Raw genomic sequence first — 11,273 nt, 5'->3', positions numbered from 1 at the left:
CGTCACCACCAACAACCACGCCAGCACCCGCCCCGCCCCGATGCGGCGCGAACCGTCCCGCGCGGGCTCGTCCTCGTACCTGTCCGCGTCGGACGACGACGCGTTGTCGATCAATGCTGTTGTCATGGTGTCCACTCCACCGGTTCGGTCAGGTATTCGAAGTAGCGTTTCGGCTGTCCCCCGCGACACGCCGTGCACAGTGACTCCGGAGTCGAGTACGGCGTTGCCAGAGCATGAACTCCGTCCGAGCACCCCGATGGCAGCGCCTCTCAGCGGTGCCCGAGCTCCGTGCCGAAGCGGTTCCCACGCCCGCTCCGCCGACCCCACCGCCGCCCACCGCCGCGCCGATCCCCACTCCCATCTACAGCGCTCTGGTACGGGAGTGGGGCGCCGCGGGACGTACGGTGCCCGCGAACGGCGGGTGACCGGGACGCGGGCCCGCGGGCCTGCGAGGGCGTGCTCAGCCGCGCAGGCTGCTCACCGGCACCAGGCAGTGCGCGGCTCCGGTCAGTACGGCCTCGTCGCCGACGAAGGCGCGCAGCGTCTCCTCACTCACCGGCCTGCCGGGCGTGCCCTCGGGCCACGGCTGAGTGGCGATGATGAAGTACACCCCGCCCGTCTCCCGCGCGTCCTCTTCCCACTCCGGCGGAACGGCGCACTGCGCCTTGAGATACGGCATGGTCAGTACGGCCCGCCCGGCCTGCACCAGCAGCGTGATCGGGACGTTGGGCGACGTGGCCACATCGATCAGATCGGCGCCGGTCCTGAGACCGACCTCCTTGATGACGGCGTGCATCGCCTGTTCCCCGGCCTCCGCGCCGTCACGGCCGTCGCCGAGTGAATAGGCAAGCAGGAAAGGCGGGTTGCGCTCGCCGCCGGAGGGCTCGCTGGTCCAGGGAATTACCGTGAGGGTGCCCAGCAGAGGAGCGTATTGCGGGCTTCCCTGCGCGGTGTTGGTAGAGGTCATGCTTCGGCACAGTAGCGGCCCGTTGGCGCCATGGGTGAGTTCGCGTCACCCGAGTGGCGGAGCATTCGCCCCCCTGTGCGAAAGCGGTCGTTCGATACCCCCGTCTGCCCTACGTTCGGCGCACGCTGATGTCCGGTCGGCCGTGGGAAGCTCGAAGCCACGGAAGGAATGAACAATGACGCCGAATCTCGCCGATCCCTCGTTCTGGCAACTACCGCATTCCGAAAGGCTGGCGGGTTTCGCCCGGCTCCGCGCCGCCGGGGCGCCGCGGTACTTCGTGGAGCGGCCGGGGGGCCGACTGCGACCGGAGCGGGGCTTCTACGCGCTGGTCAGGCACGCGGATGTGGTGGAGGCCAGCCGCAACGCGCAGGTGTTCGGCAGCGCGCCCGGCGTCACCACTCCGGAACCGGCCCGCTGGGTGCGGACGCTGTTCGGGGAGTCCCTGGTCAATCTCGACGAGCCGCACCACACCCAACTGCGGCGGATCGTTTCCCGCGCCTTCACTCCCCGCATTCTCGCCGCGACGGAGGAAGATGTCCGCTCGGTGGCGACGCGCATTGTGGACGACATGCTCCGGGAGCGTCCGGCGGATTTCGTCACTGCGGTCGCGTCACGTATGCCGTTCGAAATCATCTGCAATCTGATGGGTATCCCCGAGAAGGAGCGCCCGTCGATCCTCGCACAGGTGAATCGAGCGTCCGTCGAAACGGGTGTGGCGCGCACGCTGCGGCAGCGAATTCGCGTACCCGGCAAGGGCCTTCGCGCCCTGGCGTCCATGCAGGGAATGGTGGCGGAACTCGGAAGGCAACGGCGCAGGAATCCGACCGGGGATCTCATCTCCGCGCTCGTGAACGCCGATATCGACGGCCAGTCGCTGAACGGCCGCCAGCTCGGCTCGTTCTTCTCGCTGCTGATGGTCGCCGGCGTGGAGACCACGCGTAACGCCATCGCGCACGGCATGTCCCTGCTGACCGACCATCCGGACCAACGGGCCCTGCTGCTCAGCGATTTCGACCGGTACGCGGACGGCGCCGTCGAGGAGATCGTGCGCCACTCGACGCCGATCATCCAGTTCCGGCGCAGGCTCACCCAGGACCACCGGATGAACGGCCACGACTTCCGGCGCGGTGACCGGGTGGTGCTGTTCTACGCCTCCGCCAACCGCGACGAGTCGGTCTTCACCGACCCGGACCGCTTCGACATCACCCGCGGCCCCAATCCGCATGTGGGGTACGGGGGCGGCGGGCCGCACTACTGCCTGGGCACGTTCCTGGCGAAGCAGGAAATGAAGGCGCTCTTCCGGGAGCTGCTGACCAGATCGCCCGAACTGCGCACCGTGGGCGCGCCGGTGCTGGTGCCGTCGAACTTCGACAACCGGGTCCGCTCGATGCCGTGCGCGTTCGCGGGAACGGCTGACAGGGCCTAAGAGCTGTCCCTTGGTCCCCGGTGGATCGGCGCGCGCCCGCCGGGGACTACGGCCCTTAGCCCGCCAGTTCGTCCTCCAGCCAGGTACGGCCCCGTGTGCGGGCGCTGAGCCTGACCTCGCCCAGAGGTACGGCGAGGCGCTCCGCCTCGCGTCGTACCGCCGCCTCCGCGTCCGCGCCGACGTCCTCCAGGAAGCGGCACACGATCTCGCCGCTCCTGTCCTGCGCCCAGCCGCCGACGACGCGGCCGTCCCACCACAGCGAGGGGCCGATGTTGCCGACCTTATCGAAGAGGCGCGGACCGTGGTCGCCGAGGAACCAGCCGCGTTCGTGCCAGCCCATCGGTGTGGAGTCGAGCGCCGGCAGCAGCGCGGCCCAGGGCTCCGGCGGCGCGGTCCGCGCCAGGTCGTCGGGCAGGAGCAGACCCGTCGCGCCGCCGCCGAGATCGGCCTCGACCGGCTTCAGTTCCGTCAGTACCCGCTTGACCTGCGTCTTCGTCCACCCCGCCCACCAGCGCAGATCGTCCGCCGTGCCGGGCCCGAACGCCCGCAGCCAGCGCCGGGCCAGCTCCTCCTCCGCGCGGTGGGTGTCCCAGGGCGCGAGGCCGCCGGGGAACCAGTCGGTCAGCGGCGCCCAGCGGTACTGGTGCGAGGTCCACGAGCCGCGCGGCCGGCCGCGTACCACCCGGCCCTCGGCGGCGAGCAGGAGCAGCAGTCGGCTGGCGACCTTCTGGGTGCCCTCGTAGTCCTTGCCGGGCGACAGCACGACCTTCGTACTGAGGCGGGCGTCGTCGCCGGCGAGTTCGGCGGCCGTGGACTCGCCCCGTGCGGCGAGCGCGCGCACGGCGATGTCCTCCGTCTCGGCCAGCCACTCCCGTACGCCCGCCGCGTCGTCGGCGACCCCCGAGGCGGCCAGGAACCCGAGGAGCTTGCGGCGTTCGCGCGCGGCCACCGCGTGCGAGCAGGCCGCCTGCATCACGGGGGCCACGTCGAGTGAGGTGACGAAGACGGTACGGCGCATGCCGAGGAGCCGGATGAGGGAGCGGTCCTCGTACAGGGCGCGTTCGACGTCCCGTACCGCACCACCGTTCATCCGCGCCCATGTGGCGACGTACACGGAGGTCGGGTCGGTGCTGTGCAGCGCCACGAGGTCGCGGGCCACCTCGACGGGACCGTCCGCGCGGGCGGCGACCGCCAGCCGATGCCGTACACCGAGCCTGGCCCGTCGCTCCGCCACGTCGATACGCCGCACGTCCGCCCACTCCTTCGCGCCCTGAGCCGTCCCTCTTCCCTACGGGAAGGGAAGCGTACGGGCGAAGAGGGTCACCAGGATCAGCACCGCGGGGAAACAGGCGAGGAACATGGCGAAGGTGTAGCCCATGATGTCGCGCGCCTTGAGACCGAGGATCGTCAGCGTGGGCAGCATCCAGAACGGCTGGAGCAGATTGGCGCTGGCCTCGCCGAGGTCGTACACGACGACCATCCAGCCCTGGTTCACCTGGAGCTGGTTGGCCGCCTCCAGGACGTACGGCGCCTCGATGACCCATTTGCTGCCGCCGCTGGGCACGAAGACACCGAGGACCATGCTGTAGATCCCGATGAAGGCCGGATAGAAGAACTCGTTCGACACCGAGACCAGCCAGCCGGCGATGGTCTTGCTCAGTCCGGTGAAGGCGATCATCCCGAAGATGCCGCCGTAGAGGGGGAATTGGAGGAGGACGCCCGAGGCCGCGGGCGTGCCCTCCTTGACGGCCTGGGCGAGACGGACGGGGCGCCAGTGCAGGATGAGGGCCAGCAGGATCAGGATGAGGTTGACGGTGTTGAGGTCGAGCGCGTTGAGCGGGTCGCCCTCGGCGAGGGCGAAGTGCCGTACGAGGTACCAGACGCCGAGCGCGAACAGCAGGATCGCGAAGACGGGGCTGTACTCGATCCACTCCCCCGGCCGGCCGCGCCGGGTCTCCGCGCGCTTCTCGGCGACGCTCGGGCCCAGTTCGATACCGAGCTGCTCCGCGGTCTTCGCGCGCTCGGGGGACGGGGAGAGGAACCAGGCCATGACGACGGCGATGACGAAGATGATCGCCGTGGCGACCATGCCCTGCCACAGGAAGATGGTCTCGGTGAGCGGGATGAGCCCGCTGCCGCCGCGCCCGTCCGCGATGACCTCCTGGACCGCGGGCGGACTCGACGCCTCGCTGGCGACCTGGAGCGCGGCGGACCCGGACAGCCCCTGCGCCCAGACGGTCCCGAGCCCGAGGAAGGCCATCGCGCCGAGCGCCCGGTAGTCCACGCCCTGGATACGGCGGGCTGTCTCCTTGGCGAGGATCGCGGTGAAGATCAGGCTGAAGGCCCAGTTGAGGTACGCGGTCCCCATCGCGACGGCGGCCGTGAACGCGATGGCGCCGCGCGGGGTACGGGGCACGCGCGCGATCCTGGCGATCAGCCGGCTCATCGGCGGGGAGACGGCGACCGCGTACCCCGCGATGATGATCATCGCCATCTGGAGCGTGAAGGTGATGAGCGACCAGAACCCCTGTCCCCACGCGTCCACCAGCCCGAACCCGGCGGTGTCGGCGGGGTCGTCGGGCCGTCCGTACAGCCCCTCCCCGGTGGCGAGTCCGAGTGCGAAGACCGCGAACGTACCGACGAGGACGAATCCGAGCGCGTCGGGCAGCCACTTCTCGGTGAACGCGGTGAAGCGCAACGCCATGCGCGCGAGCCAGTTGTCCTTGCCCTCCGGACCGCCGCTCGGGGCCGCCTGCGGTTCCGGCTGTCGTGGGGGCGCCGTGGCCATGGGGAATCTCCTGTGGGGGTGGCGGCCTGTGCCGCGGATCTTGTACAGGAGGCACGGGTACGGGGGCGGGTTGGTTCAGGTGATGGTGTGTCAACGGGAAGAGAGGGCGGGCGCTGTTTACGGTGGGCTGATGCGACGTGCCCCCTGGTGGGTTCTCCTCTCCGCGGGGGGCGCCCCTCTGCTCCTGGTCGGTGCCTCGGCCATCGCGCAGGTACTGCAAGGACCGGCCTACAACCCCGCCGTGGAAACGCTCAGCATCCTGGCGTCCTACGGCGCCCGCGGCTACTGGCTGATGACGGGAATACTGCTCGTGCTCGGCGCCTGCTACATGGCCACGGCGCACGGCCTGCGCGAGGCGGCGCTCCCCGGGCGCCTCGCCCTGGCCGGCGGAGGGCTCGCGGCGATGATCCTGACCCTGGTGCCGGCGCCCCTCAGCGGTGGGCAGCTGGCCCACGGGGCGGTGGCCGCCACCGGCTTCGTACTGCTCGCGGTGTGGCCCGCGCTGGCCACGAACCGCCGGAGGCGCCCGGTGCCGTGGGGGCTCCGGTTCAAGGTGTCGGTCGTGGCGAGCACGCTGATGTGCCTCTGCGCGGTGTGGTTCGTGTTCGAGCTGCGGAGCGGGCAGTCACCGGGCGTCGCGGAACGGGTGGTGACCTTCGTCCAGGCCGTGTGGCCACTGGTGGTGGCCGTCTCCTGCCGCGTATGGGCCGGCCCCGGCGGGCCCTTGCCGACGGAGTCCTGACGGGCGGTGAGGACGGGAACCCCTGCTGCGGCACCGCAGGTGCGCATCTCCAACCGCTTCTGATCAAGGGTGAGTTGTGTGAGGCGGCTGGTCCGAGGATGCTGGTCCGAGGCATAGCAGGAGGCAAGTCGGAGACCGGGGGAGTCCATGGCCGCGGCGCGGGGGAACGACGTGCTCGAGGCGTCGCAGGTGCGAGTCCGCACGATCGAGGGCGAGGTGGTCGGTGCCGGGTTCCTCGTTGGCGCCGATGTGGTGTGTACCTGTGCCCATGTCGTGGCCAGGGCGCTCGGGGTGCCGGAGAGTACGGAGGAAGCTCCCAGCGGGGCGGTGGATCTCGATTTTCCGCTGCTGGAGGGCCGCCCGAGGGTGCGAGCGGTCGTGGTGTCGTGGCGGCGTGGCGGGCAGGACGTCGCCCTTCTGCGGCTGGAGACGGCGATCGAGGGCGCGCGGCCGGTGCGCCTGGTCGACGGGACCGGCGTTTGGGGCCACACGTTCCGGGCGCTGGGCTACCCGGCGGGCGCCGATCACGGCGTATGGGCCTCGGGCACGCTGCGGGCGGGGCAGGGCTCGGGCTGGGTGCAGATGGAGGCGCAGGAGCCGGGGCCGCGGATCTCGGGAGGGTTCAGCGGGTCGGCGGTCTGGGACGACACGCAGGATGGTGTCGTCGGGATGACGGTCGCCGCGCACCGGGGCGAGCGCACTGCGTACCTGCTGCCGTCGGCCGAGCTGGTCGACGAGGAGACGTTGCGGCCACGCTGCCCGTTCCAGGGGCTCGCAGCGTTCACGGAGGACGACGCGGAGTTCTTCCACGGACGCGACAGCGACACCGCCCGCGTGCACAAGGCCGTCGGCAGGCGGCCGGTGACATTGGTCGTGGGGCCCTCGGGGTGCGGGAAGTCGTCCCTGGTGCGGGCCGGGGTGTTGCCCCGCCTCCGGGCCGAGGAGATGGGTGTGTCCGAGCTGCGCCCCGTGCCCGGAGTACGGGCTTCCGCGGTGCTGGCGCGGGCGCTGATGGGGGTTCTGGAGCCGGAGCTCGACGAGATCGACCGGCTCGCCAAGGCAGAGGAACTGGCAGGGCTCCTGGAGACCCGCGACGATGTGCCGGCCGAGCTGCGCGGCAGGATCCTCGCCCGCGCGGAGAGTGCCGGGCAGGTACTTTTTGTCGACCAGCTCGAGGAGTACGCGGGTGCCGACGCGGCCGCTGCCCGCGATCTGTTCGGATTCCTTGCCGCCTTGGCGGGCAAGGACGGCGCGCAGGTACTGCGGGTCGTCGCGACGGCGCGGCCCGATTCCCTCGACGCGCTGGTCACGGCCGATACATCCGATCTGATCAGCGACGCCGTGGAGTTCCTCGCGCCGCTGGCCGCCGAGGACCTGGCGCGGGCGGTGACCGCACCCGTCGATGCCGTACCGGGGCTGTGGTTCGAGCCGGGGCTGCCGGAGCGGATCGTCGCAGACGCGGGCGACGAGCCCGGACGGATGACTCTGGTCCAGTTCGCCCTGACCAAGCTGTGGGAGCATCGCAGCCGGTCGATGCTGACGCATGCCGCGTACGACGAACTGGAGGGCGTGGCGGGGGCCCTTGTCGGATACGCCGACGACACACTCGACGCACTGACCCGGACCCAACAGATCTGTGCCCGACGGCTGTTCGTGCAACTGGCCCGGCCTGACGGGGACTCCTTCCGCCGTCGTCCCGCCCGTGTCGCCAATCTGGCTCCCGAACTCATCGACCTGGCAAGGGAGCTGGTACCGAGCAAGCTCCTTGTCCTGTCCCGGACCCCGGGCGGTGCCGAGGAGATCGTCGATCTGGCACACGAGGCGCTGACACAGCTCTGGCCGCGCCTTCAGCAGTGGCTGGCCGACTCCCGGGACTTCCGCGCCTGGCAGGAACAGCTGCGGGCCGACCTGCGGCGGTGGCACATACAACGGCTCGAGTCGGCCCGCCTGTTGAGCGGAACCGATCTCGCGGAAGCTGGTCGCCGGCTGTCCGCGCACCCTGACGACATCTCCGCCGACGAGCGCGGATACATCCTGCTCAGCCTCCGCCACTCACGACGCGGGGCCCGCCTCAAGCAGGCCGCCGTGGGCGCGCTGGCCGTTCTCACTGTGCTTGCCGTCGTACTGGCGATCTCCACCCGGCAGAGCCTTGAACAGACCGAGCAACACCTGCGGGCCCAGGCCGCGGGGCTGCTGGCACAGGCCGCTGACGACACCCCCGACAGCAACCCCGCCACCGCGCTGCAGTTGGCCCTGGCCGCGTGGAACACCCAGCAGACCCCGAAGACCCGCGATGCGCTGATGCACCAGTACGCGCGGGGGCAATACCTGGTGGGCGCGTCTCCGTCCGTGTGGAAGGGCCAGGTCAGGGGCATGGACGCCACACCGGACGGGCGTACTCTCGTGGTGGTCTCGAAGCCGTCCGGCGGCAATCGGTGGACGTTCACCGTGGTCACAGGCGCCCTTGAGGGAAAAATCCGGACCACGAAGCTCGGCGGAGTCTCCACCGGCGATGTCGCGACCGCCATCAGCCCCGACGGGGACCTTTTTGCCGTGGCCGCGGCGGACACGGTTCGGCTGTGGCGGCTGAGCAGCCCGAATGATCCCGTCGTCCTGAACCGCGGGGAACACCGGATCGCCGAACAGACCGGAGGGACCCTGGACTTCAGCAGCGACGGGAAGCGGCTGCTGCTGACGATGTACGACAGCACTGTGGAGTGCCACAACGACGCCGGGCGGTGTGTCCCGGCTTTCGCCGAAGCATGGGAAGTGCCCTCCGGTGACCGGCTGCCCGTCGCGGACGGTCTCGTGGCCGACTACAGGGTGGCCGAGGCGGCCTTCACCAAGGACCCGGGCACGGTGGCGGTGACCCGGTGGGAGGGGGTCACACGGCAGGTCGAGGTCAAGGACCTGGCCACCGGACGTCGGCTCTACAGTCCGGGCTCGATGCCCGGCGAGGCTTCCTCCGCCTCCCCGACTCTCGGAGCCGGAGGCGAAGTCGCGATCACGTTCGCGCGCGGACAGTCGTACTCCCAGACACTCGGCCGCACGGCCGGCCCGAGTATCGCCATACCCAATATCGGCAGGTCCGCCGATGCCACGGGGAATTACAGCGTCGAAGGAACTGACGAGGAAGTCGAGGGAGGGTATGTCGAGTCGACCTTGGCCGATGCGCGTACCGGGCAGGTGTACCGCGCTCGCCTGCCCACCTCGAGCGACTCCGGGTACACGGGTGTCGCGGCGGTGCCACGCAAGGATGGCGGTCTGACCGTTGTCGTACCCGTCGGCACGGCGCTGATGGCTGTGCGCGCCGAGCGGTCGGGCAAGGAACGGTTCCAGGCCGGCAACTCTCAGGGCGGCAAGTACGCGCTGGCGCCTGACGGGCGCTCCATCGCCAGGGTCGCCGAGAAGACCCTCGAGGTCATGGATGCCTCCCGTACAGTCCTGCGGTCGGTGAAGATTTCGGCCCGGACGCAGAACGACGACTGGATGGTCACGTGGACCGCCGACTCACAGTCGGTCGTGGTGTGGGGGCGCGAGACCGGCCTGCACCGCTCCTATGCGGTGTCCGACCTCGGCCGGAGTGTGCCGCTCCCTCAGGAGGCGCAGAAGCGGGAAAAGGTCGACAGCGTCGTCGGAGTGCAGGGGAGTGAGATCGTCCTGTTGACCGAGAACGGGACACTGGCGCGCCTCGACGCCGCCGACGGGACCGTACTCACTCAGCCTTTTCTCGCCCACCGCGGGCCCAACTCCAACGGTCCCCTCGGAGATCTCTTCACATACGGCCAGCTCGTGCGCCGCCCCGGGCACCCCGGACAGGTCGCCCTCGTGACCAGGGCGGGAAGTGGTCGCGGCGAGATCCTGCTGTGGGATGTCCGCGCTCCGCGACGGGTCGCGATGCTGCCGGGACCGCCCATCCGTGTGCCGTATACGGAGGATTCGCTGAGCAGCGGACTCGTCTTCACTCCCGACGGCTCGCGCCTCGCCGTGCAGAACTCCGACGGACAGGTTCGTGTGTGGGACGTCGACCGCGGGAAACTCTCGCCGGGAGAGGTGTCCACCGCGTCCACGAACAATCTGATCGGGTTCGCGCCGGACGGCAGCCTCGTCACGTACTTCACGGACGCGAGCAAGGGCCTGATCAAGATCCACGACCTGGCAGACGGCTCCACCATCACACTGGCCGCGACGCGGGCCAACGGGGAGATCACCGACACGACGGCGATGATCACGCGAGGGCACCAACTGCTCATCGACAACAGCACCGGACGCCGGACCTTCGACCTCCGCCCCGAAGCCCAGTTCCGGACACTGTGCGCCGCCGCCGGCCGCGACTACACCAAGGCCGAGCGCAAGCTCCTCCCGAAGGGAACCCCGTCCGAGCCGCCCTGCTCCTGACCGGAGCGTGGGGCGGGCGCCGGCCTCCCCGCCGAGCCCCATCTGCCACGATCCTGTAACCGAGTTGCTCTCCGCCCGGCCTTCCCGGGCGCCCCTTCCGCACAATCCTTCCCATGACCGATTCAGAGAACTACCACCTCGACGACGGCACTACGGTTCGCTTCCTGCTCGCGGACGCAGGCCAACCCGCCTTCGGGGACGACGGCTCGGCAGATGGTCTCGGCCCCGTCATCCCTGTGGGTCGGCGAGGGGCGGCTGTCGCCGCCGTAGCCGCCAACGCGCTGCGCGGCACGCTCAGGCCGCTCGGCCCCCTGGTCCAGGAGGTCCACGACGCCGTGAGCGCCGTGCCCACACCGCCCACCGAGATCGCCGTCACGTTCGGCGTGCAACTCAGCCAGGATCTGAAGCTGGGCATCGTCAACGGCAACGGCCAAGCCCACCTGACGGTCACCGCCACCTGGAGCCCGGCGACCGCCTCGCCCGCGCCGCGCGCCGACGACCATCAGCCCACCGGGGCCCTCTCCTGAGCGAATCCGTGGTCACGGGAGCTCAGTCACGGCCTGGCGAACGCCACGATCTCCTTGAGCCCGGGGTCGCATCCGTCTGTGGTGCCGACATCGGACACGGGGACCACCCCGCCACACGCACCCAGAGCTCCCAACGAGCCCCGGAAACGACGAAATCCCGCCCGATCAAAGTGATCGGGCGGGATTCGTAAACCGCCTACGAGCTAACTCGTGAACGGCCCCGCGGTGGACCTGTGGGGATTTGAACCCCAGACCCCCTCGATGCGAACGAGGTGCGCTACCAGACTGCGCCACAGGCCCTTGCGATGAATGAAACTTTAGCACCCCCGTCGGGCTGCTTGGAAATCCGTTCCGCGCCGGTCACTCGTTGGCGGCGCGGGGGCGGTCGTCCTCGTCGTACTGGTCGAACAGCGGGGTCCGGCCGC

The 11,273-nt window shown here is 70.1% G+C and carries 7 protein-coding genes and 1 tRNA gene; 4 read left to right on the top strand and 4 right to left on the bottom strand.

Annotated features, from left to right (window positions below):
- Positions 1 to 460: 460 nt before the first annotated feature.
- Positions 461 to 967, bottom strand: coding sequence for a DUF5949 family protein (locus P3L51_RS32065; protein WP_354608845.1), 507 nt, complete (start codon positions 965 to 967; stop codon positions 461 to 463).
- Positions 968 to 1,142: 175 nt separating this feature from the next.
- On the opposite strand from P3L51_RS32065, the gene P3L51_RS32060 reads away from it, so the two are divergent.
- Complete coding sequence (locus tag P3L51_RS32060) at positions 1,143 to 2,393, top strand: cytochrome P450 (RefSeq protein WP_354608844.1); 1,251 nt, start codon at positions 1,143 to 1,145, stop codon at positions 2,391 to 2,393.
- Positions 2,394 to 2,448: 55 nt separating this feature from the next.
- On the opposite strand, the gene P3L51_RS32055 is transcribed toward P3L51_RS32060, so the two are convergent.
- Both P3L51_RS32055 and P3L51_RS32050 read right to left on the bottom strand, forming a co-directional pair.
- The gene (locus P3L51_RS32055; RefSeq protein ID WP_354608846.1) at positions 2,449 to 3,633 is read right to left on the bottom strand and encodes a winged helix DNA-binding domain-containing protein; all 1,185 of its coding nucleotides are present in this window, start codon (positions 3,631 to 3,633) and stop codon (positions 2,449 to 2,451) included.
- Between the two features lie 48 nt (positions 3,634 to 3,681).
- On the bottom strand, positions 3,682 to 5,181 hold the full coding sequence (locus P3L51_RS32050) for a short-chain fatty acid transporter (protein WP_354608843.1): 1,500 nt from the start codon (positions 5,179 to 5,181) through the stop codon (positions 3,682 to 3,684).
- A gap of 130 nt (positions 5,182 to 5,311) precedes the next feature.
- On the opposite strand from P3L51_RS32050, the gene P3L51_RS32045 reads away from it, so the two are divergent.
- From P3L51_RS32045 to P3L51_RS32035, 3 genes are all read left to right on the top strand, one after another.
- Entirely contained in the window at positions 5,312 to 5,923 is a 612-nt protein-coding gene (locus P3L51_RS32045; protein WP_354608842.1) for a DUF998 domain-containing protein, read from the top strand.
- A 189-nt stretch (positions 5,924 to 6,112) separates the two neighbouring features.
- Positions 6,113 to 10,321, top strand: a complete 4,209-nt coding sequence (locus P3L51_RS32040) for an nSTAND1 domain-containing NTPase (RefSeq protein ID WP_354608841.1) — start codon at positions 6,113 to 6,115, stop codon at positions 10,319 to 10,321.
- A 113-nt stretch (positions 10,322 to 10,434) separates the two neighbouring features.
- Positions 10,435 to 10,848: a CU044_2847 family protein gene (locus P3L51_RS32035; protein WP_354608840.1), complete on the top strand. Its 414-nt coding sequence runs from the start codon at positions 10,435 to 10,437 to the stop codon at positions 10,846 to 10,848.
- A gap of 226 nt (positions 10,849 to 11,074) precedes the next feature.
- Here the strand turns inward: P3L51_RS32035 and P3L51_RS32030 are convergent.
- A tRNA-Ala gene (locus tag P3L51_RS32030) sits at positions 11,075 to 11,148 on the bottom strand.
- Between the last annotated feature and the right edge of the window lie 125 nt (positions 11,149 to 11,273).

It is taken from the genome of Streptomyces panacea (genome assembly GCF_040560175.1).
Lineage (GTDB): Bacteria > Actinomycetota > Actinomycetes > Streptomycetales > Streptomycetaceae > Streptomyces > Streptomyces panacea.
This window is presented reverse-complemented; position numbering and strand designations above follow the sequence as displayed.